This window comes from Hansschlegelia sp., from assembly GCF_035538955.1.
Lineage (GTDB): Bacteria > Pseudomonadota > Alphaproteobacteria > Rhizobiales > Methylopilaceae > Methylopila.
The window spans coordinates 503,747-528,329 of the sequence record NZ_DATLJK010000014.1 but is presented as its reverse complement, the minus strand read 5'-3'; the positions used below and the strand labels follow the sequence as shown (position 1 = coordinate 528,329).

Sequence of the window (24,583 nt, the reverse complement as noted above, 5' to 3'; positions counted from 1 at the left end):
CCGGACGCCAGGCGGTTTCTCTCCGGTCCGGAGGCCGTCATGCCAAGGCCCCTCCTATCGTCACGTCGCCGCCCCAAATGATATGCCCTATTGTGCGTCGCGGCGCCTAAGGCGATCGGACGCGCGGAGAGCGAAGGCAGCCAGCCGAGATGACGCAACCGGTCCCAAGCCCTCTCGGTCCGATCCCGCAGCCGGGGCCGGCGCCAAGTCCGCTCGCGCGGCTGCGGACCTACTTCCTGACCGGCCTCGTGGTAGCCGGTCCTGTCGCGATCACCATCTGGCTTACTCTCTGGCTCATCGGGCTGATCGACAGCTGGGTGAAGCCCCTGATCCCGCAAGCCTGGAACCCGAACAGCTACCTTCCGGTGGCGGTGCCGGGCGTGGGCGTGCTGGCGGCCGTGATTGGACTGACGATTCTTGGCTTCCTCACGGCCAATCTGGTCGGACGCACCGTCGTGCAGTCGGGCGAGCAGGTGCTCAACCGGATGCCGATCGTGCGCAGCCTCTACAAGGGCGTGAAGCAGATCTTCGAGACTGTCTTTAAGCAGGACGGCACGAGCTTCCGCCGCGTCGGCCTGATCGAATGGCCGGGGCCGGGACTGTGGTCGCTCTGCTTCATCACCGAGCCCGCCCGCGGCGCGCTGGCGGCGGGCCTGCCGAGTTCCGAGCATGTCTGCCTGTTCGTGCCCTGCACGCCGAATCCGACCACCGGCTATCTGGTGATGATGGAGGCGTCGAAGGTGACCGAGATCGGCGTCACCACCGATGAGGCCTTCAAGCTCATCATGTCGATGGGCATCATCCAGCCGCGCGAGGCGCCGGCGGCGAAGCTCGCCGAGCCTCCCCAGCCGGTCGACCGCTCGTCGCTCGCTGCGGAATGACATTCCAAGAATGCGCGGCTGCCATGCGCTGGGCTGGAACGTTCCGGCTCGTGGATTGCTTGCGCCTTTGCTCGGGGACTTCGAGCAAGGAACGTCGGCATGGGAATCGCCGAACTCATCGTGGCCGTCTGTCTGCAGGCTGAGCCCGCCGCCTGCAGGGTGCATCACCGTCAGGCTTTCGCCGCGAATGGCTGCGCGCTGATCGAGGACATCAGCGATCTTTCGGCGCCGCCGGGCTGGTATCTCGCGCGTTGGACCTGCCGCTGGCGCCGCTGAGGTTCTAGCCGGCGCGCAGCAGCCGAACGGCGGCGTCGCGCTCGAACAGCTGCAGGAGCAGCCTGAGAGCCTGCCCGCGCTGGCTTGTCAGCGTGGGATCGCGCGCGAGCAGCAGCGCGGCGTCCTGGTGGGCGGTGCGCACGAGTTCGCCGTGGACCTCCATGCGGGCGAGGCGGAAGCCCGGCGCGCCGCTCTGGCGCGAGCCCAGCACTTCGCCTTCGCCGCGGAGCTCCAGGTCCTTCTCGGCGATGACGAACCCGTCCTCGGTGTCGCGCAGCGTCTCAAGGCGCGCCTTCGCGGTCTCGCCGAGGGAGCCCTTCCACAACAGCAGGCAGGTGGAGCGGCCGGCGCCGCGGCCGACGCGGCCACGCAGCTGGTGGAGCTGCGCGAGGCCGAACCGCTCGGCGTGCTCGATCACCATGACGGTCGCTTCCGGCACATTGACGCCGACTTCGATCACCGTGGTGGCGACCAGCAGCGGCGTCTCGCCCGAGACGAAGCGAGCGACCGCTGCGTCCTTCTCCGCGCCCTTCATCTTGCCGTGGACGAGCCCGACCCTGCCCGGGAACGCCGCGGCCAGCGCCGAAAAGCGGTCTTCGGCCGCCGCCACGTCGAGCGTCTCCGACTGCTCTACGAGCGGGCACACCCAGTAGACCCGCGCGCCCGCCGCCATGGCGCGGCCGATCGCGTCGACCGTCTCGTCGAGGCGCTCCAGGCTCACGAGGCGGGTGTCGATCGGCGTCCGCCCTGGCGGCTTCTCGTCGAGAGCCGAGTGATCCATGTCGCCGAAGGCGGTCAGGACGAGCGTGCGGGGGATGGGCGTCGCGGTCATCACCAGCACGTCGACCGCCACGCCCTTCGAGGCGAGCGCCAGGCGCTGGCGGACGCCGAACTTGTGCTGCTCGTCGACGACCGCAAGCGCGAGGTCGCGGAACGCGACGTCTTCCTGGAACAGCGCATGCGTTCCGACCAGGAGGTCGATCTCGCCAGCCGCAAGCCGCGCGAGGATGTCGGCGCGCTCGCGGCCCTTCTCGCGCCCCGTCAGCACCGCGATGCGCAGGTCCGCCGCCGCGGCGAGCGGCGCCAAGGTCGCGAGATGCTGGCGCGCAAGAATCTCTGTCGGCGCCATCAGGGCCGCCTGCCGGCCCGCTTCGACGGCCGTCGCGGCGGCGAGCAGCGCGACGACGGTTTTGCCGGAGCCGACGTCGCCCTGCAGCAGGCGAAGCATCCGGGTCTCCGCCGCCATATCCTCCCGGATCGCGGACACCGCGCGGGTCTGCGCGCCGGTCAGCGCGAAGGGCAGGGCGGCCTCGATCCTGCGCGAGACGCGGCCGTCGCCGGCGCTGCTGCGCCCGGCGCCGCGGCGCATATGCGCCCGCACGAGCTGGAGCGCGAGCTGGTTGGCCAGCAGCTCGTCATAGGCGAGGCGGGTGAGGGGCGCGCCTTCCGGCGCGACGTCGCGCGGCGTCTTGGGGACGTGGAGCGCGTTCAGCGAGGCGCCGAAGCCCGCGTAGCCGCGCTGCGCGAGCAGCGTGTCGTCCAGCCATTCCGGCAGCGGGGGGAGCCGCTCCAGCGCGGCGCGCGCCAGCCTGCCAAGAAGTCCGTGCGTCAGCCCCTCGACGAGCGGGTAGGTCGGCTCCACCGGGGGCAGCTTGCCGAGGCCTTCAGCGTCCAGCACGTGGCTCGGGTGGACCATCTGGAAGGAGCCGTCGAACAGCTCCGGGGTCCCTGAAACCCAACGTTTTTCGCCCAACGGCAGAAGTCGCTCGATGTAGCCTGCCTGCGCCTTGAAGAAGACCAGGCTCATCGCGCCGGTCTCGTCCGCCACCACGACGCGGTAGGGCGCGCGCGGACTCCGGGGCGGTTGGTGGCGCTCGACCTCGACCTCGACGGTCGCCACTTCGCCCGCGGTCAGCTCCGCGATCCTGGGCCGCGCCCGCCGGTCGATCGCGCCGCTCGGCGCGTGCAGCAACAGGTCGAGCACCCGCGGCTCGCCGCCGGAAGGGGAGCCGTCGAGCAGTCGCGCCAGAGCCTTGGCGACCTTCGGGCCGACCCCGGTCAGAACGGTCGCTTCGGCGAAGAGGGGATCGAGCCGCGAGTCGCGCATCGGGCCTAAGGGAGGCGAGCCGGGGAGGCGGCGCAAGAGGAGAAGCTGACAGGGCGGCGTCGGGCTGGTAGGAACCCGGACCGCGCTCCATCTCTTTCCCGCACATGACCGGAACCACCAGAACAGTCGAGGGCCTGGATCCTCGCCGCCGCCGCGCGTTGTACCGCTCCTGGCGGCGCGGAACGCGCGAGATGGACCTCCTGATGGGCCGTTTCGCCGACGCCGAGATCGACGGTTTCAGCGACGACGAGTTCCGGGCCTTCGAGGCGCTCATAGAGCTTCCGGACCGCGAGCTGTTCGCCTGGATCGCGGAACGGGAGCCGACGCCCGCCGAGCATGACAGCAAGGTGTTCCGGCGGCTCAAAGCCTTCCACCGAGCCTTTCCCACGACCGAGCATATCGGCTGAGCCGCAGCGGCGGCTCTGCAATCCAGCGCTTCGGCGTCCCCAGATCAAAAGACCATGACCCTGAAGCTCGACGCTCTTCTCGACCGCAAGCCCGCGACCGTCGGCGGGGTGCCGGACGGTTTCGACGCGCTGCTCGTCGCAGATCTCGCGCGCGCCCTTTCGGCGCGGAGCCACGCGGCTGGCGGCGTGGTCCACATCTCCCGCGACGGCGCCCGGCTGGCGGCGATCGATCGCGCGCTCGCCTTCATGGCGCCGGAGGTCGAGCGGCTGGTCTTCCCCGGCTGGGACTGCCAGCCATATGATCGGGTCTCGCCCAACGGCCCGGTCGTGGCGGCCCGGATGACGACGCTGGCGCGGCTCGCCGCGACGCGCGGCGGCGACAAGCCCCGCATCGTCCTGACCACCGCCGGGGCGGCGCTGCAGCGGGTCGCGACGCCCGAGAGCGTCGCCCGCCAGAGCTTTTCGGCCGCGCCCGGCAACGTCGTCGACCTCAAGGCCCTGGGCGAATGGCTCGAGACCAACGGCTTCCTGCGCTCATCGACGGTGCGCGACTATGGCGAGTACGCCATCCGCGGCGGCATCGTCGACCTGTTCCCGGCAGGCCACGCCGAGCCGATCCGACTCGATTTCTTCGGCGATACGCTTGAGTCCATCCGTCCCTTCGACCCGGAGACGCAGCGCTCCACCGGTCAGCTTCACGCGCTCGACCTCGTGCCGATGAGCGAGGTGCAGCTCACCTCCGACACCATCCGGCGCTTCCGCCAGGCCTACGCCGCGACCTTCGGCGTGCCGGGGCCGAATGATCCGCTCTACGCCGCGATCAGCGAGGGCCGGCGTTACCCCGGCATGGAGCACTGGCTGCCGCTGTTCCACGAGCGGCTCGGGACACTCTTCGACCACCTGCCGGACGCGCGCTACGTGCTCGATCCGCTGGCCGAGGACTCTGCGGGCGAGCGGCTCGCACAGATCGCCGATTATTACGACGCCCGTCAGACCGCCCGGCAGCACGACAGGTCGCCGACGGCCTACAAGCCGCTGAAGCCTGACGCGCTCTACCTCACCCCCGAGGAGTGGCGCGAGCGCATCGACGACGCGGCTCCGATCCGCCTGACGCCGTTCACGCCGCCGGACGCGGGCAAGGGTCGTGTCTTCGACGCCGGGGTCCGGAGCTCACGCAGCTTCGCGGCTGAACGGGCGGACGAAAACTCCAACGTGTTCGAGGCCGTCGTCGGCCACATCCGAGCCCTCAAGGAGGACGGCAAGCGCGTCCTGGTGGCGGCCTGGACGGACGGCGCCCGTGACCGCATGGCGACAGTTCTCGGCGACCACGGCGTCGCCGCGCGCCGCATGGTCGCCACCTGGCGCGAGGCTCTGGCGCAGCCGAAGGACGCCGTGGCCTTCGGCGTGCTCGGTCTGGAGCAGGGCTTCGAGACGGATGACGTCGCCGTCATCGCGGAGCAGGACGTGCTCGGCGACCGGCTCGTTCGCGGCAAGGCGAAACGCCGCCGTCCCCAGGACTATCTGACGGAGGCGGCTGGCCTCGCCGCCGGCGATCTCGTCGTCCACGTCGATCACGGCATCGGCCGTTTCGTCGGGCTGCAGAGCATCGACGTCTCAGGCGCTCCGCATGACTGCCTCGAGCTGCATTATGCGGGCGGCGACAAGCTGTTCCTGCCGGTCGAGAACATCGAGCTTCTGACCCGTTACGGCTCCGAGGGCACGGAAGCGCAGCTCGACAAGCTGGGCGGCTCGGGCTGGCAGGGCCGCAAGGCGAAGCTCAAGAACCGCATCCGCGAGATGGCGGGCGAACTCATCAAGATCGCCGCCGCCCGGCTGACGAAGGAAGCGCCGCGCGCCACGCCGCCCGAGGGCCTCTACGACGAGTTCGCGGCGCGCTTCCCCTATGACGAGACCGACGACCAGCAGGCCGCGATCGACGCGGTGCTGGACGATCTCGCGGCCGGCCGGCCGATGGACCGGCTGGTGTGCGGCGATGTCGGTTTCGGCAAGACCGAGGTGGCGCTGCGCGCAGCCTTCGTGGTCGCGATGAGCGGCCGCCAGGTCGCGGTCGTGGTCCCGACAACGCTGCTCGCCCGGCAGCACTACGCCACCTTCGCGGAGCGCTTCCGCGGGCTGCCGCTCAAGGTGGCGCAGGCTTCACGCTTCGTTGGGACCAAGGAGACCGCGGAGACCAAGAAAGGCCTCGCCTCGGGCGACGTCGACATCGTGGTCGGCACCCATGCGCTGCTCGGCAAGTCGATCGAGTTCAAGGATCTCGGCCTCGTCATCGTGGACGAGGAGCAGCATTTCGGCGTGACCCACAAGGAGCGGCTGAAGCAGCTGCGCGCCGAGGTCCACGTGCTGACGCTGTCCGCGACGCCGATCCCGCGCACGCTGCAGCTCGCCATGACGGGCGTCCGCGACCTCTCGATGATCGCGACGCCGCCGGTCGACCGGCTGGCGGTGCGCAGCTTCATCGCGCCGTTCGACCCGCTGACCGTGCGCGAGGCGCTGCTGCGCGAGCGCTACCGCTCCGGCCAGTCCTTCTTCGTCTGCCCGCGGATCGAGGACATCGACGAGGCGCGCGCCTTCCTGACGTCCGATGTGCCGGAGGTGAAGGTCGCCGTGGCGCACGGCCAGATGGCGGCGAGCGAGCTCGAGAAGATCATGACCGAGTTCTACGAGGGCCACTACGACGTGCTGCTGTCGACGGCGATCGTCGAGTCGGGCCTCGATATCCCGAACGCCAACACGCTGATCGTCTATCGGGCGGACATGTTCGGGCTTGCGGCGCTCTATCAGCTGCGCGGCCGCGTCGGCCGCTCCAAGACGCGCGCCTATGCGCTGTTCACGGTGCCGGCGAACAAGACCCTGACGCCGAACGCCGAACGGCGGCTCAAGGTGCTGCAGTCGCTGGAGGGCCTCGGCGCGGGCTTCCAGCTGGCGTCGCACGACCTCGACATTCGCGGCGCGGGCAATCTGCTCGGCGAGGAGCAGTCGGGCCACATCAAGGAAGTCGGCTACGAGCTCTATCAGCAGATGCTGGCCGACGCGGTCGAGGCGCTGAAGGAGGGCGGAGCGGAAGTCACGCAGGACCAGTGGTCGCCGCAGATCACGCTCGGCGCGCCGGTGATGATCCCGGAGGAGTACATCGCGGACATCGCGATCCGGCTGTCGCTCTACAGACGCCTCGCCGAGATCGACACCGACGAGGCGCTGGACGCCTTTGCGAGCGAGCTCGCCGACCGCTTCGGGCCGCTGCCGACCGAGGTCAAGCAGCTGCTCGAGACAGCCGCGATCAAGGCGCTCTGCCGCCGCGCCAATGTCGAAAAAATCGACGCAGGCCCGAAGGGCGTCGTGCTGTCGTTCCGCGAAAATTCCTTCGCCAATCCGGAAGGCCTCGTGACGCATCTCGCGCGCGAGGAAGGTCCGAACGCCAAGGTGCGGCCGGACATGAAGGTCGTGTTCAAGCGCGAGTGGGGAACGCCGGAGAAGCGGCTGAAGGGCGCAGCCAAGCTGCTTCGGGAGCTGGTCAGGATCGCCGAGGCGCCGAAAAAGGCGGCGTGACGCGCGCCCTGCGGCGCGCCTAAATCGCCCGCGGGCGGCGGGCCCTTACGCCTCGTCCTCATCCCCGAGCGCGCGGTCGATCGCCTCGACCAGCACCTCCGGGGGATGCGCGCCCATCACCACGAGCTTGTTCTCGAAGATGAAGCAGGGAACGCCCTCGACGCCGATCGCGCGGGCCTGGGCGATCTCTTCGCGCACGTCCTCGATGTCCTCGTCGCTGTCGAGACGGTCGCGCAGCGTCTCCCAGTCGAGCCCGGCCTCCTCCGCCGCGCGGGCGATCACGTCACGGTCGGAGATGTCCTCCGCTTCGGTGAAATAGGCCTCGAACAGCCGCTCGATCAAAGCGCTCTGCGCTACTGGGCCTTCTTCGGCCGACCAGCGGATGGCGCGATGCGCGTCGAGCGTGTTCGGCGCGCGCGTGATGTCGGCGAACAGAAACGCGATGCCTTCGTCGCGGCCGATGGCGGTGAGCTGATCGAGCGTCGCGCGCACTCGCGCCACGTCGTCGAACTTGCTCTCGAGATATTCGTCGCGGTCGAGTCCTTCCGGCGGGATTGCGGGATCCAGCTGATAGGGCCGCCAGCGGATCACCGCCTCCACCTCGGGGCGGGCGGCGAGCGCGGCTTCAAGGCGGCGCTTGCCGATCCAGCACCAGGGGCAGACGGGATCGGCGAAGACGTCGATCGCAAGCGGAACGGACATGAGAGCAGGCCTGTCGGATGTGAAGCAGCCGATATGGGGCCGCCCGGCCGGGATCGTAACCCCGTCAGGCGGCGCCGCGGGCGCGACCCCGGACCGCGGACGCCGGAAGCAGGGCCGGACTGAAGCCCGCGGCGGCGATCGCATCGGCCGCCGCGCCGTCTTCTCCGGCGCCGAGGACAAAGCGGGTCCCGAAAAGCGCGTCCTCCTGCGTCTCGAGCTTCCCGGGGAGGCTTGCGACCCGGGCCGCCATCTCGGCGTCCCCGAGGCTGACCGCGAGCCCGCCGATCTGCGCGACGCCACGGCGGCGTCCGCCCGGCAGCACGCGGCCGACCACGCGATCCGCGATGCCGGTAAGCCCTGTGTCGAGATACCCGTCGGCGCCGAAAGGCGGCGTCGGGGCCCCGGGATCGCCCGGAAAAGCCGCCTGCGGGCAGGCCGGTCCGCGGATGAACAGCCGTCCGTCCGGCAGGACGCGAAGGTCGATCAGCGGCGCCAGCCCCTCAGGGCCGGACGCGCCGAGCGGCAGCGGCGCGTGCAGCGCCTCGTTCGTGCGCGCTCCCGCCAGCAGGCCAAGCTCGCCGATCGCGACCGCGTCCACCACCGCTGCTCCTTCGACGCCGAGCGGCTTCGCCGGCCCGCGGCCGTCCGGAGCGCGCCAGACGGCGGTGACGGCCTGGAGGCGCCCGGCGTCGAGCCCGCATTCCGCGATCAGACGGTCAGCCGCCCGGCCGGGCAGGGTGAGGTGCGTCGCTTCGACCTCACGAACCGCTGCGGCGAGCGCGGGGCCGTCCGAGGCCTGGTGGAACAGGACAGTCGCTCCGGTCGTCAGCCACGGCGCGAGGCCGGTTCCGAGCCCTGCGAGCCCGGCGAGATCGAGGGTGGAGACAAGCGCGGCCTCCTCTGAAAGGCGAGCCGCGAGCAGCGGCGTCAGGGCGGCCGCGACGAGTTCGTTATGGCTTCTCGGAACCGGGACGCCGCCCGCTTCGAAGGTGATCACCGCGACATGGTCGGCCGCGTCTTCCGGACGCTCGCGCCCCTCCCAGAGCGCGTCCGGGTCCGAAAACGCAGCGTCAAGCGGCGTCACGCCGTCAGGCGCGGCGTCGCCAAAACAGCCGATGAACCGCACGCCCTCCAGTCCCCACGCGACCTCGCAGGCGATTTCGGCCAGCGGCGCGCCTGCGGCGCGGGTCATCGTCACCATCGCGCTGGCGCCCACCGACAGCAGGGCGCGCGCTATCTCGAAGCGGCGCCAGCCGAGCGGCAGCATCGCCGGCACGAGACCGGCGCGCCAAAGTCCCAGACAGACGAGAGCGCCCTGCCAGCTCGAGCCGAACTGCACGCCGACGAGCGCGTCCTCGCCAAGCCGCCAGGAGGCGAAGATCGCAGCGAGCGCCGAGGTCGCCTGGTCGACGTCCCGCCATGAGCCGGCGAAGGGCAGGCCGTCGCCGGCGAGCGCGCGTCCGTCCGGATTCCGGCGGGCGTTCAGTTCGAGCACGCCGTCGAGCGTCAGCCGGCCTGCGACCGGATTCGGCATCGGATCAGGAGCGAAGGGAGTAAGGCGCATGGCTCAACCGTCGGTGCCGGCCGGCGACGTCGTCCGCCACCAGGTTTCGAGTACGGGTCCGTAGAGCGGCGTCACGTCGGGATGCCGGATCGTCTTCCAGCGTGCGATCCACTGCTCTTTCACGTGGAAGAGCGGAACGACGTAGAAGCCAGAGAGCAGGACTCGGTCGAGCGCGCGAACGGCGGAGACGAAGTCCGCGCGTTCCCGCGCCGCCAGCAGGGCGTCGATCATCGCATCGACCGCGGGCTCCCTGACGCCCATGTAGTTGCGCTCCCCCGGCGTGTCGGCGGCCGCGGCGCTCCAATACTTCTTCTGCTCGGTGCCCGGCGAGAGCGACGAGACCCAGTTGTAGACGATCATGTCGAAGTCGTAGGTCTGCAGCCGGCGAAACGCCTGAATGGAGTCCGCCAGCCTCACGGCGGCGCGCGCGCCGACGCGTTCCAGCCCACGCGCGAAGGCCAGCGATAGACGCTCGTCTTCCTTGGTCGAAACCATGATCTCGAACCGGAAGGGGGTTCCGTCCGACTCGTGGACGAGTTCGCCATTCTTCAGCGACCACCCGGCCGCCGCGAGAAGGTCGAGAGCCTTGCGCAGTTGGTCGCGGTCCCGTCCGGAGCCGTCGCCGCTCGGCGCGCTCCAGCTTCCTTCAAGGATGTCCTGCCGCACGACCTCGGGAAACCGCGCCAGCAATTCGCGCTCACGCGCATCCGCAGGGCGTCCGTGCGATGACAGTTCGGAGCCCTCGTAATAGCTCTGCGTGCGCACCGTGGCGCCGCCGAACATGTTCCGGTCGACCCACTCATAGTCGAACAGGAAGCCGAGGGCTTCGCGCACCCGCACGTCCGAGAAGATCGGCTTGCGGGTGTTGAACACGAAGGCGTTCATGCCCCAGGGCAGGCCAGACTTGAAGCTTTCGAGCGCGATTTCGCCGCGGCGGACGGCCGGAAAGTCGTAGCCGGTGGTCCAGCGGACCGGATCAGCCTCGATCCGAACGTCCACCAGGCCGCGCTTGAACGCCTCGAACATGGCGTTGGCGTCGCGGTAATAGTCGTAGCGGATCTCGTCGAAATTGTTCAGGCCGCGGTTCACCGGAAGGTCCCGGCCCCAGTAGTTCGGATCGCGCCGGTAGGCGATCGAGCGGCCGGGATCGACCGCGCTCACCGCATAGGGGCCGGTGCCCACCAGCGGGGTAAAGGTGGTCTCCTCGAAGCGGCCGGCATCCGTGGCGTGACTCGCGAGCACCGGCATCAGACCGAGAATCATCGCGAGTTCGCGGTCCTCCGGCGGCAGATCGAATCTCACCGATCGATCGTCGATCACCGTCGCATTGCGGACGCGGCGGTAATTTGACCGGAAGGCGGGGTGCCCGTGTTCCCGGAGCAGTTCGAATGTGAACAGCACGTCGTCGGCGCCGACCGGCTCGCCGTCGGAGAATCGAGCGCGCGGATCAATGTGGAAGACGATGAAGTCCCGATCGTCCGGCAGTTCGACGGTTTCGGCGACGAGGCCATAGAGCGCGAACGGCTCGTCATAATTGCGGGCGAGCAGGCTTTCATAGACGAAGCCCTTCAGCCCCTGCGCGGGCGCGCCCTTATAGGCGTAGGGATTCAGGGTATCGAACCCGCCGAGCCAGGCGTTGGAAAGCCGGCCGCCCTTCGGCGCGTCGGCACGCGCGTAGGGCAGGCGGTCGAAGCCGGGCGGCAGGGCGGGCTCGCCATGCATGGCCACGCCGTGCCGACGCGGGAGCGACTCGTCGGCCGTCGCCGGCAGAGGGCGCAGAAGCGCGAGAGCAAGCGCAGGCGCCGCCCTGAGCACGTCCCGACGCGCGATCCTTGGTCCCTGCAACGGCTCAGTCGCCATTCTCTCGCGCGGCCGGCGCGAGCCGCGATTCGCAAATCCTGAAAAGGAGGTTATCACAGGCGCCGTCGCAGACGCTCTCGGTGAGTCCGCGACCGCCATGGGCGCCGAAGAAGGTCACTGTCTCGCCGTATTTGCTGGACAGACAGCCGGTCTCCGCTTTCGCGGCCGACCGGCTTCCGCGTAGATGCGCGACGCGCAGGATTTCACTATAGACGCGCGGCGGCTGAGCCAGCCGGGTCGTCCTGAACGACAGGAAGGAAACTGCATGGAACTGGGTAAGATCGCGCGCCTCGCCCTGCTGTCCGCGGCGATCGGCGTCGTCGCCGTACCGTCTTACGCGCAGGACAAGCCCGCTGCGGGCGACGCTCAGAAGGCGCCCGATGACGCCGCCGGCCCGGGTCCGATGCCGGCGAACCCGCCTGCGCCGCCGCAGCCGAACTGGGTCAAGATCTGCAACACCGATCCGAACGCCAAGAAGGAGGTTTGCCTGACCTCCCGCGATCTTCGGACCGAGACCGGCCAGACGATCGCCTCCGTCGCCGTGCGGGTGGTGAGCGGCGATAACAAGAAGTTCGTGCTTGCCGCGGTTCCGCCCGGCCTGCTGATCCAGCCGGGCGTGCGCATCGCGGTCGATCAGAACACGCCGACCAACGGCAAGTATTCGATCTGCTTCCCCAACGCCTGCTACGCCGAGCTCGAGATCAACGACGCCTTCTTCAACAACATGAAGAAGGGCAACAATCTCGTTCTGCAGGCGATGAACCAGCAGGCCAAGACCCTGAATTTCCCGGTCAGCCTCTCCGGCTTCACCAAGGCCTATGAGGGTCCGGCTGCGGACCCGAAGGCGATCGAGGAATACAAGAAGGAAATGAACGAGGGCCTGAACCGGCTCGCCGAGCAGCAGCGCAACAAGCTGCAGGCGCCGACCACGCCGGTTCCGCCGAGCGACGGCGGTCCGTCGATCGGGGAGAAGGCGCCGGTCAAGGGCCAGTAAGCCCTCCCGCGTTCAGGAAGACAAAACGCCCGGGCCTTGGCCCGGGCGTTTTTCGTTCGGCGCCGCGCTGGAGCGGCTCAGTTCATGAACACCCGGCGGATCTGGTACGAGCCGTCCGCGCCCCGCCGGAACATCGTCGGCACCTGCGGATGGCGAACCGGCTCGCCGCTCATGTCGTGTTCGAGGTTCTGCTCCGAAACGTAGGCGACGTATTCGGTTTCCTCGTTCTCGGCGAACACGTGATAAAACGGCTGATCGCGTTCCGGCCGCACGTCGGCCGGAATCGCCTCCAGCCACTCCTCGCTGTTCGAGAAGGTTGGATCGACGTCGTAGATCACCCCTCGGAACGGGTGGAGGCGATGTCTGACCACCTGGCCGATCGTGAATTTGGCGCGGCGCGAGCGCTCGGAATGCATCGTGAATCCCGTTTTCGGACGCGCGACATGATCTGAGCCGCGCGCCCTCGTCAACGGCTCGCCGCTCACAGGCCGTAGCGTTCGGCCGCCTCCGGCTCGCGTTCGGCGATCTGCCGGGCGAGGTCGACGATGACCTTCGCCTGCTTCCAGGTCGCGTCGTCCTGCATCTTGCCGTCGAGCATCACGGCGCCGGTGCCGTCCGGCATCGCATCGACGATGCGCTTGGCGAACTTCACCTCCTCGACGTCAGGCGAAAACACCTTCTTGGCGATCGCGACCTGGCTCGGATGCAGAGTCCAGGCGCCGACGCAGCCAAGCAGGAAGGCGTTGCGGAACTGCGCCTCGCAGGCTTCAGCGTCGGAGAAGTCGCCGAACGGCCCGTAGAACGGCTTGATGCCGTTCGCCGCGCAGGCGTCGACCATCTTTGCGATCGTGTAGTGCCAGAGGTCGCTCTGCGAGAAGGCGCGGGCGCCGTCCCCCTCCTTGTCGGCGAGCACGCCGTAGCTCGGATGGCCGCCGCCGACGCGCGTCGTCTTCATCCGGCGCGACGCCGCGAGATCCGCCGGGCCAAGGCTCATGCCGTGCATGCGCGGGCTCGCCTTGGCGATTTCCTCGACGTTCATCACGCCCTGCGCGGTCTCGAGGATGGCGTGGATCATGATCGGCTTTGCGAGCCCATGCCGAGCCTCGAGCTGCGCGAGCAGCCGGTCGAGATAATGGATGTCCCATGAGCCCTCGACCTTCGGCAGCATGATGACGTCGAGCTTGTCGCCGACCGCGCCGACGATCTCGATCACGTCGTCCAGCGCCCAGGGGCTGTCGAGCGCGTTCATCCGGATCCAGAGGCCGGCGGCGCCGAAGTCGGTGTCCTTCGCCATCTGGATGAAGCCGGCGCGGGCGGCCTCCTTGGCGTCGGCCGGAACCGCGTCCTCGAGATTGCCGAGCACGACGTCGACCTGCTTCGCGAGATCGCCGGCGCGGGCGCGGATCTTCTCGACGTGCGGCGGCACGAAGTGGATCATCCGCTCGACCTTGACCGGCGGCTCGCGGAACGGCGCAGGCGCGCCAAGCGCGAGCGGACGGTAATAGGCGCTCGGGACGATCATGTTCGCGGCCTTTCGCTAGGGAATGAGGGAGGCGCAGGTTTCGCGGCCCGATTGTTGCGCCGCAAGACGGCTTTCGTCGCATGGCGAAGACCATGCTGGGACGGGCGCTGACGTCAGTCACGATAGCCATGCCGCGGCCGCCGTTGACCGGTGTGTCGCGAGCACTTAGCCCCAGAGCCTACAGGACCCCGCCACCCGAGGAGCGCGCCAATCCATGACCGACGTGGCCGGATTGGCGCTGCCGTTCTTCGGACTGATCTTTCTCGGCTTCCTGTGCGGCCGGATCGCCAAGGCGCCGCAGAGCGGGCTCGCCTGGTTCAACATCTACATCGTCTATGTGGCGGTGCCGGCGCTCTATTTCGTCCTGATCTCGAAGACGCCGTTCGAGGAGCTCGCGAATGTCGGCTTCGTGGCCGTCACCACGGCCGCGACTTTCACGGCGTTCCTGCTGTCGCTCGGAATCGGCCTCGCGGCGAGCCGCGGCCGTCTGCCGGAGGCGGCGATCCAGGGGGCGGCGGGGAGCTATTCGAATGTCGGCTATATGGGGCCGGGGCTGACGCTTGCGACGCTGGGTCCCGCCGCCGCGGCGCCGACCGCCTTGATCTTCGTGTTCGACTGCACGCTGCTGTTCACGCTCGTGCCGCTGCTGATGTCGATCGCCGGTCCGCGGCACGAAAGCGCCTGGGTGACGGCCGGGCTCGTGCTGCGTCGCATCGCGTTCCACCCGTTCAACATCGCGACGGTCGTGGGCGGCCTCGCGGCGTACTTCCACTATGCGCCGCCGGAGCCCGTGATGCGGACGGTGACGCTGCTCAGCGGCTCGGCGGCGCCTTGCGCGCTGTTCATGATGGGGGTCACGGTCGCGCTCGCGCCGCTGAAGCGGATCCCGCTGGAACTGCCCGCGCTGGTGGCGGTGAAGCTGCTGGTCCACCCCGCGATCGCGTTCGGCATCCTTCACCTCGTCGGCGGCTTTGATCCCGTTTGGGTGGCGACCGCCGTTCTGATGGCCTCGCTGCCGCCGGCGCTCAATGTCTTCGTCATGGCGAGCCAGTACGGCGTCTATGTCGAACGCGCGTCGACGGTCATCCTCGTCGGCACCGTCTGCTCGGTGCTGACCGTCACGAGCGTTCTGGCGCTGATCGTGGGCGGCTGGCTCGGCTGAGCCTCAGAGGCTCGGCGCGCCCATAAGTCCTTCGCGCATGACAAAACGGCGGAGAGGGCCAATGCGCGAGATCGCGGCGAGGCCGAGGCCGCGCGCGAGATGGACGGGCGGCGCCGACGAAAGCAGGGAGACGTTCAGGAGATCGGTCGCTGCGGCGCGGGTCAGCACGTCGGCGGCGCGGGCGCGCCCGTAAGCCCGCAGCGCTTGCGGACCGCCGGGGTCCCGCCCCTCGGCGCGGGCGGCGGCGATCACTGCGGCGGCGCGCGCTGCGTCCCGGACGCCGAGGTTCAGGCCCTGCGCGCCGATCGGCGGCAGCACGTGCCCGGCTTCGCCGACCAGCAGGGTGCGGCGCGCCGCAAAGCAGGTCGCGGCGCCCACCGTGATCGGAAACCGTCCGACCGAGCCCTCGACGCGCATCGCGCCCAGCAGCCGTCCGCTCTTGCGCGTCACGGCCTCGCCCAGAGCTTCGAGACTCAGGGCGGCGAGCTCCTCCGCCTGTCCCGGCGTCGCGACCCACACGACGCTCGACCGTCGGCCCGGCATCGGCACCAGCGTGAACGGACCTTCCTCGAAGTGGAACTCGGTCGACACGCCGTCATGGTCGCGGTCGTGCGAGACCGAGAAGGCGAGGGCGGTCTGCGGCGCGCGGTGGCTCTTGAAGCCGATGCCGGCCGCCTCCCGCAGCAGGGATTTTCGCCCATCCGCCGCAATCGCGACCTGCGCCTCGACGGCCGAGCCGTCATCCAGCGTCAGCTCTATCAGCTCGTCGCCCGGCCGGCTCTCGCGCGCCTCGGCGAACAGCCGGACCGCTCCGGGCGCGTTTTCATAGGCGTTCGCCAAGGCCGCGGTGAGCGCGGCGTTCGGCACGTTCCAGCCGAACGCCTCGAGCCCGAGCTCGCTTGCCCGGAAGGTCGCCTCGGGCGCGCGAAACAGCCGCCGGCCGCCATCCACGATTCTGAGGGTCCGAAGCGGGGCGGCCAGGTCCTGAAGCGAGTCCCATACGCCCACCTCACGCAGGACCGCGACCGAGCCTTCGAGCAGGGCGGTGGTGCGGGCGTCCTGCGGCGGCGCCGGCGCGATCAGCGTCGTCGCCGCTCCCGTGCGGGCGGCGAGCAGCGCGGCCAGCAGGCCGGCCGGGCCGCCGCCCACCACCGCGACTTCAGCGTTCCGCGCCATGCTGCTCAGGCTCCTTCTCCGGGGTTCTGGTTTAGGGCCGATCCCACGCCGGCGGAAGGCGTCGTGGGCCTGTCAGGGCGAAAGGCGCCGCGGCTGAGCGGTTCGTGATCGGCAGGAACGTCCGGAGGCGCTTGTATTGCAGGACCACGAAGCTATCTCGCGGCGGCTGATCAACGATGGAGGATGAAACTGATGCTCGAGGTCTTCATGACCCCGGAGGCCTGGGCGGCCCTGGTGACGCTCACGGCGATGGAGATCGTCCTCGGCATCGACAACGTCGTCTTCATCTCGGTCCTTGTCGCAAAGCTGCCCGAGGCTCAGGCCAAGCGCGCCCGCCAGATCGGGCTCGGTCTGGCGCTCGTCTTCCGCATCGCGCTGCTGTTCGTGCTGTCCTGGCTGATCGCGTTGAAGGAGCCGGTGTTTTCGGCGTTCGGTCACGGCTTCTCCTGGCGTGACCTGATCCTCATCGCCGGCGGCGGCTTCCTGCTCGTCAAGGCGACGCTAGAGCTGCACGCCTCGATCGAGGGCGAGGCTCACGGCGCGGGCGGCTCGGTCCAGAAGGCGTTCGCCGGGATCATCGTGCAGATCATCCTCATCGACCTCGTGTTCTCGATCGACTCGATCATCACCGCGATCGGCATGGCCGAGGACATCGAGATCATGGTGGCGGCGGTCGTCATCGCTGTCGCGGTGATGTATTTCTCGTCCGGCCCGATCAGCGACTTCGTCGTCCGACACCCCACCACTAAGGTGCTGGCGCTCGCCTTCCTGCTGCTGATCGGCATGGTGCTCGTCGCCGACGGCTTCGGCTTCCACGTGCCGAAGGGCTACATCTACTCGGCCATGGCCTTCTCCGTGATGGTCGAGATGCTCAACGTGCTGGCGAAGACGCGCCGGGCGCGGGCGGCGGGCGTGGACATTCCGACGCGACCGGGAAGCGGACGACCGGGGCAAGGCTGAGCGGCGGGGACGCGACATGCGGACTGGATTGCGGCGGGTTTCGGCGGCGCTGATTTTGTTGGCGGCGTCGCCGGGCGCCGCGGTGCGCGCGGCGGACGCGGAGCCCGGAACGGTCTGGGTGGAGAACCAGAGCCAACCCACCGGGTGCGCCGAGTTCGACAATGTCTACTACACGCTCTCGGATCAGCGGGTCCGCGCCTTCCAGATCGACGTCAGCGCGCCGGTCTATCTGGATGATCTAAAGGCCGACGACACCGCTCCGAACTTCGCCAATTGCGAGGCGATGAAAGAGGATCCGAAGAACAAGTTCACGCCCAAGCAGGTCACGCTCTACGACGACGGCGAGACACGGATCGTCGGGCACACCTATGCGGAGTCCTGGCGCGCGAAGGGCGCCGAGGTGGTCGTCGGCGACACGGACGAGAGCGATCTGCACCTCGTTCAGCTGTTCGAGAAGGTCGACGGCAAGTTCATCGAATATCTCGTCGTCTACCCGTTCGACGGCTATTGGCGAGCGAAGCCCCTGCCGCCGGAGCGTTTCCCCAACGCCGCCTACGGCACGTCCTTCCTCATCGGCCCGGTCGAGACCCAGCACCGGCCGATCGTCGACATCTCCCGACTGGAGATCGACCCGAAGGCGAAGCTGTTCCGGATGAAATTCGTTCGCGGCGGCTCGGCCGAGCTCAAGGTCAGCGCGGTCGATCGTCGGCACGTCACGCTCGACGTGCTGGTCGAGGGGCTCCCGAAAGCCGATCCGCCGGCGCCCTTCGCGGCGATCCGCTCGATGTTCGTGAGCCCGACCAACGCCGACGCGGCCCGCGTCAACTGGCGGACCGCGGCGGGACTCTACAACGCGCCCATCATGGAGTTTAAGGGAGCCAATGCGAGCGAGGTCCGGTTCGACCGGATCGAGCTTTCCCGACACAACACCAGCGCGCCGGACGTCACCTTCCGGAACTTCGTCAGCGCGCTCGGATCTGCAAAGTAAGGAGCGGCGCCGTGGCCAAGGCGATCCGGATCAACCAGACGGGCGGCGCGGACGTCCTCAGCTTCGAGGATGTCGAACTACCCGCGCCCCGCAAGGGCGAAGCCGCGATCCGGCACACCGCGATCGGCGTCAATTTCATCGACGTCTATCACCGCACGGGGCTCTATCCTCAGCCTCTGCCGTTCACGCTCGGCTCGGAAGGCGCAGGCGTCGTGACGGCGGTCGGGGAGGGCGTGACCGAGGTCGCGGTCGGCGACCGCGTCGCCTATGCGGGCGGCCCGCTCGGGGCGTATGCGACGGAGCGGGTGCTGCCGGCCGACAAGCTTGTGAAGATCCCCGCAGGCGTCAGCGACGAGATCGCGGCCGCCGTCATGCTCAAGGGCATGACGGCGCAATATCTCCTGCGGCGGACCTTCAGGGTCGGCCCCGAGCACGTGATCCTGTTCCACGCCGCGGCGGGCGGGGTGGGGCAGATCGCCTGCCAGTGGGCGGCTCATCTCGGCGCGACCGTGATCGGCACCGCCGGCGGTCCGGAGAAAGTCGCGCTCGCCAAGACCAAGGGCTGCGCCCATGTCATCGACTACCGGACCGAGAGCTTCGTCGATCGGGTGCGGGAGATCACCGGCGGCAAGGGCGTGGACGTCGTCTACGACTCGGTCGGCAAGGACGCCTTTCCGGGCTCGCTCGACTGCCTGAAGCAGCGCGGTCTCTGGGTGAGTTTCGGCCAGTCGTCCGGCCCCGTCGAGCCGTTCCCGATCGCTCTGCTCGGCCAGAAGGGGTCGCTCTACGCCACGCGCGCGAGCCTGTTCCACTACACCGCGACCCGCGCGGAACTGCTCGCGACGGCGGAGGATCTGTTCGGCGTGATCGCCTCCGGCGCGGTCGTCATCGACATCGGCCAACGCTTCGCGCTCGCCGACGCGGCGGACGCCCACCGGGCCATGGAGAGCAGGGCGACCACGGGCTCGACGATCCTGATCCCGTAAGGCTGCGTCCGGCTTGGCGGGGCCTGGCGCCGTCCTGGCCTTGCCACGCTGCGAGCTCGCTCTCGCCCCGCTGGCGTGGTGGCACTTCGCCCTGCGGGGCGCCTCCGCTATAGTCTTTACTCCGCCGATCCTCAGCGAGCCTGATGCCCAGCTTCCGCACAACCCGCCGTGTGCCCTACACGGCCGACGAGATGTTCGATCTGGTGGCGGACGTCGAGAAATATCCGTTGTTCCTGCCGCTGTGCGAGGCGCTTCGGATCCGGCGCCGCGAAGAGCGCGACCAGCGACCTGTGTTCGTCGCCGACATGACGATCGCTTACAAGATCATCCGCGAAACCTTCACGAGCCGGGTCACCCTCGACCGGGAGGCGCGCACCATCCTGGTCGAATATCTCGATGGCCCGTTCAGCCATCTCCAGAACCGCTGGACATTCCGGCCGACCGAGGGCGGGTGTGAGATCGGCTTCTTCATCGATTGGGAATTGCGCAGCCGCACCCTCGGCATGCTCGTCGGATCGGTGTTCGACCGGGTCTTCCGACGCTACGCCGAAGCCTTCGAGCAGCGCGCCGATGTGGTGTATGGCCGCCGGCGGGCCCTCGCGTGAGGTTGGGATGACGGTCGGCCGCCCCGACGAGGCCGGGCTGATCGCGCGCTTCTTTCGTCCGCTCGCGACCGCGCCCGGGGCGGCTCTTCTGCTGGACGACGCCGCGACGATCCCGGCTGTCGACGGGCGCGACCTGGTCGTGACGACGGACGCCGTCGTCGCAGGCGTCCACTTCTTTCCCGACGATCCGCCGGACGCCATCGCCCGCAAGGCGCTGCGGGTGAATCTGTCGGACCTCGCCGCGAAGGGCGCGGCGCCGGCCGGCTATTTCGTGACGCTCGCGCTTCCGTCCGACTGGACCACCGATTGGCTGGAAGGTTTCGTCGACGGTCTCGCGGCCGACCAGGAGGAGTTCGGGATCAGCCTGTTGGGCGGCGACACCGTGAGGACGCCCGGGCCGCTCTGGGTGTCCGTCACCGCCCTGGGATACGCGCAGGAGGGGCACGTGCCGCGGCGCAATGGCGGCGCGCCGGGACAGCGCCTCTATGTCACCGGAACGATCGGCGACGCTGCGCTTGGGCTCAGGCTGCGGCGGGACGAGCGGCTGGCGCTGCGCTGGGACCTTCGGCGCGCCGAACGGGAACGCCTGCTCGACCGCTATCTGCTTCCCGAGCCGCGGCTTGGTCTCTCCCGCATCGTGGCGGCTTACGCGACGGCGGCGATGGATGTCTCGGACGGACTCGCCGGAGACGCCGGCAAGCTCGCCGCCGCCTCGCGCTGCGGCGCGGTGATCGACGCGGCGCGGGTGCCGATGTCGCGCGCCGTGGCCCGCGCGGTCGAGCATGACGAGGCCGCGCTCGGCGCCGCGCTCACGGGCGGCGACGATTATGAACTGCTGCTCGCGATCGATCCCGGCGACGCGCCCGCCTTCGAGTTCGAGGCGGCCGCGACCGGCATCGCCGTCACGGATATCGGCGCTCTTGTCGACGGCGGCGGGGTTGAGATCGATAGACACGGACGTCCGCTGGACCTCGGACGCGGCTCCTTCACGCATTTCTAACCACGCTTGTGGCCTCGTGAGGGGCGATTCCTCGGCGGCCCGTCCTATAAAGCAAAGCGTCGCGTAGCCGTGAGCAGAACGGGCCGCGAACCTGCGTCTCTGAGACGAGAAGGCCGCTCAGGGCCGTTCATTCGATCTGGACAATGCGGCGGAGCCGACATGCTTAAGATGAAGACTTCAATCACGGTCGCTTTCCTGATGGCGGCTTCGGCTGCCGGACCAGCCTCGGCGGCGACCTGCGGCAACAACGGCGAAGGCTTTCAGCAGTGGGTGGAGGCCTTCAAATCGGAGGCGCAGGCTCAGGGGGTTTCCGCGCGCACGGCCGAGGCCGCGCTCGGAAACGTCAGCTATGACCGTAATCTGATCGCGTTCGACCGCAGCCAGAAGGTCTTCAAGCAGAGCTTCGAGCAGTTCTCCGCCCGCATGGCGTCGAACGCGCGCGTCAACGGCGCGAAAGCGCGCATGGCCCGTTATGGCGCGGTGCTCCAGCGCACGGAGCAGCGCACCGGCGTGCCGGCCGCCGTCATCTTGGCGATCTGGGGCCTCGAGACGGATTTCGGCCAGGTGCAGGGCAAGAAGCCGGTGTTCAACGGTCTCGCCACGCTCGCCTATGACTGCCGTCGCACCGACATGTTCCAGCGTGAGCTGATCTCCGCCATGAAGATCGTCGACCGCGGCGACCTCTCGCTCTCCGAGATGCGCGGCGCGGCGCATGGCGAGCTGGGCCAGGCGCAGTTCCTCCCAAGCTCCTACCTGAAGTTCGGCACGGACGGCGACGGCGATGGCCGCCGTGATCTCGTCCGCTCCGGGGCCGACACCATCGCGTCCATCGGAACCTACCTGCAGGGTCACGGCTGGCGCGCCGGCGGGGGCTGGGAAGAAGGATCGGCTAATTTCAGCGTGTTCAACGAGTGGAACCGGTCGAGCGTCTATCAGCGCACCATCGCGCTGCTCGCCACCAAGATCGCTGCGGCGACCGGCTCCGGCCGCTAGCCGCGCGGCGGCGCGTTGGGCAGTCTTCGACGTTCGTCACAACGCGCCGCTTCGTCTTGTTCGCCGCATTGCGGAAGTTGAACGCATCTGGCAGCCTCCCTGTGACCTTTCGGCGGGGCGGGGAATACAAGCCCAACGAAGACAACAAAGCCCCGGCTTCGGCCGGAACGGCTTCCGATGGGTCGCGGCTGGAAACGCGTTCAAGGAACAGACACAATGGCGCTGACGCTCATCGTCCTTCTCGGGCTGTTATCAATCGTCTACGGCGTATGGGCGACCCGCTCGCTGCTTGAGGCGGACGCCGGCAGTCCGCGCATGCAGGAGATCGCCGCAGCCATCGCCGAGGGCGCGCAGGCCTATCTGAAGCGGCAGTACACGACGATCGGCATCGTCGGCGTCGTCATCTTCGTTCTTCTGGCCTATTTCCTGTCGCTTCCTGTCGCTTTCGGGTTCCTGATCGGGGCGGTGCTGTCGGGAGCCGCCGGCTTCATCGGCATGAACGTTTCCGTGCGGGCCAACGTGCGGACAGCCCAAGCCGCGACGCGCTCGCTCGGCGCAGGTCTTGAAGTCGCGTTCAAATCGGGCGCCGTCACCGGCATGCTGGTCGCCGGCCTCGCTCTGCTCGGGGTCGCGATCTACTTCACGATCCTGACCTCGATCCTCGGCCACGACATCAGCGACCGCGTGGTGATCGACGCCCTGGTGGCGCTCGGCTTCGGCGCTTCGCTGATCTCGATCTTCGCGCGTCTGGGCGGCGGCATCTTCACCAAGGGCGCCGACGTCGGCGGCGATCTGGTCGGTAAGGTCGAAGCCGGCATCCCAGAGGACGACCCACGTAATCCCGCGACGATCGCCGACAATGTCGGCGACAATGTCGGCGACTGCGCAGGCATGGCAGCCGACCTGTTCGAGACCTACGCCGTGACGGTCGTCGCCACGATGGTGCTCGCCTCGATCTTCTTCGCCGGAAATCCCGCGCTCGCGAGCCTCATCCTCTACCCGCTCGGCATCTGCGCCGCCTGCATCGTAACCTCGATCGCCGGCACGTTCTTCGTGAAGCTGCCGGCGAACCAGTCGATCATGGGCGCGCTTTACCGGGGCTTCGGAGTGTCGGCCGGCCTCTCGCTCGTCGGCATCGCGATCGCGACGGCTGCGCTGGTCGGCTTCGACGCCGAGTACACGACCTTGACGGGCGTGACCTTCACCGGCTGGGACCTGTTCCTCTGCGCCGTCGTCGGGCTCGTCATCACCGGCCTGATCGTCGTGATCACCGAATACTACACCGGCACCGGCTACCGGCCCGTGAAGTCGATCGCAGCGGCGTCCGTCACCGGCCACGGCACGAACGTCATCCAGGGGCTCGCCGTTTCTCTCGAAGCCACCGCCCTGCCGGCGCTCGTCATCATCGCCGGCATCATGGTGACCTTCTCGCTCGCCGGCCTGTTTGGGATCGCCATCGCGGTGACGGCCATGCTGGCGCTCGCCGGTTTCGTGGTCGCTCTCGACGCCTTCGGACCGGTCACGGACAATGCCGGCGGCATCGCCGAGATGGCGGGCCTGCCGGCGGAGGTGCGCACCTCGACCGACGCCCTGGACGCCGTCGGCAACACCACCAAAGCCGTCACCAAGGGTTATGCGATCGGCTCCGCCGGGCTCGGCGCGCTGGTGCTGTTTGCCGCCTATACGTCCGACCTCAACCACTTCATCGCGAACGCCGCCGACTATCCTTACTTCGCCAACGTGAAGCTCGATTTCTCGCTGGCGAACCCGTACGTCGTGGTCGGCCTGCTGTTCGGCGGCATGTTGCCGTTCCTGTTCGGCGCCATGGGCATGACGGCGGTCGGCCGCGCCGCCGGGGCGATCGTCGAGGAGGTTCGCCGCCAGTTCCGCGAGAAGCCGGGCATCATGAAGGGAACGGACCGTCCCGATTACGGGCGCGCCGTCGACCTGCTGACCAAAGCGGCGATCAAGGAGATGATCATCCCGTCGCTGCTGCCGGTGCTTTCGCCGATCTTCGCCTACTTCGTCGTGCTCGCCGTAGCCGGCAAGAGCGAGGCGTTCTCGGCGGTCGGAGCGATGCTGCTCGGCGTGATCGTCACGGGACTGTTCGTGGCGCTGTCGATGACCTCAGGCGGCGGCGCCTGGGACAACGCCAAGAAGTACATCGAGGACGGTCATCACGGCGGCAAAGGCTCCGAAGCCCATAAAGCGGCCGTGACCGGCGATACGGTGGGCGATCCTTACAAGGACACGGCCGGCCCGGCTGTGAACCCGATGATCAAGATCACCAACATCGTCGCGCTGTTGCTGCTCGCCATCCTGGCTCACGCCAGCTGACGGCGGCTTGGCCCGGCCTGCGGCGACGCGCGCCGGGTCGGGCCTGCGGCGACGCGGGCCGGGTCGATCTCCGCGGACGACTTTTAGGACTTCGGCAGGGCCTCGACGGCGCCGCCGGCCGCCTTCCACGCGGTGAAGCCGCCAGCCAGATGGCTCACGGGCTGCAGGCCCATCGACTGAGCGGCGTCCGCGGCGAGCGCCGATCGCCAGCCGCTCGCGCAGAAGAACACGAAGCGCGCGTCGCGGGCGAAGATCGGCCTGTGATAGGGGCTTTCCGGGTCGATCCAGAACTCCAGCATGCCGCGCGGACAGTGGAATGCGCCCGGCATCCGGCCCTCGCGCTCGAGCTCGCGCGGATCCCGCAGATCAACGAAGACCACATCGTCTCGCCCGCACAGCGCGATCGCCTCATGCGGGTCGATTGAGGCCACTCGGGCCTCGGCGTCTGCAAGCAGCGCCTGGTAGCCTCGGGTGATCTGCTGCGCCAAGCTGATCT

The 24,583-nt window shown here is 68.8% G+C and carries 21 protein-coding genes; 13 read left to right on the top strand and 8 right to left on the bottom strand.

Going from position 1 to position 24,583, the window contains the following annotated elements; all coding sequences use genetic code 11:
* The first annotated feature begins 149 nt into the window (after window positions 1-149).
* Together VM780_RS11925 and VM780_RS11920 are read left to right on the top strand one after the other, a co-directional pair.
* Complete coding sequence (locus VM780_RS11925; RefSeq protein WP_325447546.1) at window positions 150-881, top strand: DUF502 domain-containing protein; 732 nt, start codon at window positions 150-152, stop codon at window positions 879-881.
* Between the two features lie 99 nt (window positions 882-980).
* Entirely contained in the window at window positions 981-1,157 is a 177-nt protein-coding gene (locus tag VM780_RS11920) for a hypothetical protein (protein WP_325447544.1), read from the top strand.
* A gap of 4 nt (window positions 1,158-1,161) precedes the next feature.
* On the opposite strand, the gene recG is transcribed toward VM780_RS11920, so the two are convergent.
* Window positions 1,162-3,264: an ATP-dependent DNA helicase RecG gene (recG, locus tag VM780_RS11915; protein WP_325447542.1), complete on the bottom strand. Its 2,103-nt coding sequence runs from the start codon at window positions 3,262-3,264 to the stop codon at window positions 1,162-1,164.
* Between the two features lie 104 nt (window positions 3,265-3,368).
* Between recG and VM780_RS11910 the strand changes: the two genes are divergently transcribed.
* Both VM780_RS11910 and mfd read left to right on the top strand, forming a co-directional pair.
* Entirely contained in the window at window positions 3,369-3,671 is a 303-nt protein-coding gene (locus VM780_RS11910) for a succinate dehydrogenase assembly factor 2 (RefSeq protein ID WP_325447540.1), read from the top strand.
* Window positions 3,672-3,725: 54 nt separating this feature from the next.
* On the top strand, window positions 3,726-7,238 hold the full coding sequence (gene mfd / locus VM780_RS11905) for a transcription-repair coupling factor (protein ID WP_325447538.1): 3,513 nt from the start codon (window positions 3,726-3,728) through the stop codon (window positions 7,236-7,238).
* 45 nt (window positions 7,239-7,283) lie between these two features.
* Here mfd and VM780_RS11900 read toward each other — a convergent pair whose 3' ends face one another.
* From VM780_RS11900 to VM780_RS11890, 3 genes are all read right to left on the bottom strand, one after another.
* Entirely contained in the window at window positions 7,284-7,940 is a 657-nt protein-coding gene (locus VM780_RS11900) for a DsbA family oxidoreductase (RefSeq protein ID WP_325447536.1), read from the bottom strand.
* Between the two features lie 64 nt (window positions 7,941-8,004).
* Window positions 8,005-9,504, bottom strand: a complete 1,500-nt coding sequence (locus VM780_RS11895) for an AMP-binding protein (protein ID WP_325447534.1) — start codon at window positions 9,502-9,504, stop codon at window positions 8,005-8,007.
* A 3-nt stretch (window positions 9,505-9,507) separates the two neighbouring features.
* Complete coding sequence (locus VM780_RS11890; RefSeq protein ID WP_325447532.1) at window positions 9,508-11,364, bottom strand: extracellular solute-binding protein; 1,857 nt, start codon at window positions 11,362-11,364, stop codon at window positions 9,508-9,510.
* Window positions 11,365-11,629: 265 nt separating this feature from the next.
* Here VM780_RS11890 and VM780_RS11885 point away from each other — a divergent pair, with 265 nt between their 5' ends.
* A complete protein-coding gene (locus VM780_RS11885) occupies window positions 11,630-12,358 on the top strand; it encodes an invasion associated locus B family protein (RefSeq protein ID WP_325447530.1) in 729 nt (242 codons plus the stop codon).
* 77 nt (window positions 12,359-12,435) lie between these two features.
* Here VM780_RS11885 and hspQ read toward each other — a convergent pair whose 3' ends face one another.
* Window positions 12,436-12,774, bottom strand: coding sequence for a heat shock protein HspQ (gene hspQ, locus VM780_RS11880; RefSeq protein WP_325447528.1), 339 nt, complete (start codon window positions 12,772-12,774; stop codon window positions 12,436-12,438).
* Window positions 12,775-12,839: 65 nt separating this feature from the next.
* Entirely contained in the window at window positions 12,840-13,880 is a 1,041-nt protein-coding gene (locus VM780_RS11875) for a CoA ester lyase (RefSeq protein ID WP_325447526.1), read from the bottom strand.
* 214 nt (window positions 13,881-14,094) lie between these two features.
* On the opposite strand from VM780_RS11875, the gene VM780_RS11870 reads away from it, so the two are divergent.
* A complete protein-coding gene (locus VM780_RS11870) occupies window positions 14,095-15,042 on the top strand; it encodes an AEC family transporter (protein WP_325447524.1) in 948 nt (315 codons plus the stop codon).
* A gap of 3 nt (window positions 15,043-15,045) precedes the next feature.
* Here VM780_RS11870 and VM780_RS11865 read toward each other — a convergent pair whose 3' ends face one another.
* Window positions 15,046-16,218, bottom strand: a complete 1,173-nt coding sequence (locus tag VM780_RS11865) for a UbiH/UbiF family hydroxylase (protein WP_325447521.1) — start codon at window positions 16,216-16,218, stop codon at window positions 15,046-15,048.
* A gap of 192 nt (window positions 16,219-16,410) precedes the next feature.
* Between VM780_RS11865 and VM780_RS11860 the strand changes: the two genes are divergently transcribed.
* The 7 genes from VM780_RS11860 to VM780_RS11830 all read left to right on the top strand — a co-directional run bounded on the left by VM780_RS11860 (window position 16,411) and on the right by VM780_RS11830 (window position 24,087).
* Complete coding sequence (locus VM780_RS11860; protein ID WP_325447607.1) at window positions 16,411-17,178, top strand: TerC family protein; 768 nt, start codon at window positions 16,411-16,413, stop codon at window positions 17,176-17,178.
* 58 nt (window positions 17,179-17,236) lie between these two features.
* On the top strand, window positions 17,237-18,166 hold the full coding sequence (locus VM780_RS11855) for a hypothetical protein (RefSeq protein ID WP_325447519.1): 930 nt from the start codon (window positions 17,237-17,239) through the stop codon (window positions 18,164-18,166).
* 11 nt (window positions 18,167-18,177) lie between these two features.
* On the top strand, window positions 18,178-19,152 hold the full coding sequence (locus tag VM780_RS11850; RefSeq protein ID WP_325447517.1) for a quinone oxidoreductase: 975 nt from the start codon (window positions 18,178-18,180) through the stop codon (window positions 19,150-19,152).
* Between the two features lie 143 nt (window positions 19,153-19,295).
* A complete protein-coding gene (locus VM780_RS11845; protein ID WP_325447515.1) occupies window positions 19,296-19,757 on the top strand; it encodes a type II toxin-antitoxin system RatA family toxin in 462 nt (153 codons plus the stop codon).
* A gap of 7 nt (window positions 19,758-19,764) precedes the next feature.
* On the top strand, window positions 19,765-20,757 hold the full coding sequence (gene thiL, locus VM780_RS11840; RefSeq protein WP_325447513.1) for a thiamine-phosphate kinase: 993 nt from the start codon (window positions 19,765-19,767) through the stop codon (window positions 20,755-20,757).
* Between the two features lie 159 nt (window positions 20,758-20,916).
* Window positions 20,917-21,750 (top strand): lytic murein transglycosylase, encoded by an 834-nt coding sequence (locus tag VM780_RS11835; protein ID WP_325447511.1) that lies wholly within the window; start codon window positions 20,917-20,919, stop codon window positions 21,748-21,750.
* A 216-nt stretch (window positions 21,751-21,966) separates the two neighbouring features.
* Entirely contained in the window at window positions 21,967-24,087 is a 2,121-nt protein-coding gene (locus VM780_RS11830; protein ID WP_325447509.1) for a sodium-translocating pyrophosphatase, read from the top strand.
* An 83-nt stretch (window positions 24,088-24,170) separates the two neighbouring features.
* On the opposite strand, the gene VM780_RS11825 is transcribed toward VM780_RS11830, so the two are convergent.
* Window positions 24,171-24,575 carry a rhodanese-like domain-containing protein gene (locus VM780_RS11825; protein WP_325447507.1) on the bottom strand — a complete coding sequence of 135 codons (405 nt, stop codon included), beginning with the start codon at window positions 24,573-24,575 and terminating at the stop codon, window positions 24,171-24,173.
* Window positions 24,576-24,583: the final 8 nt, after the last annotated feature.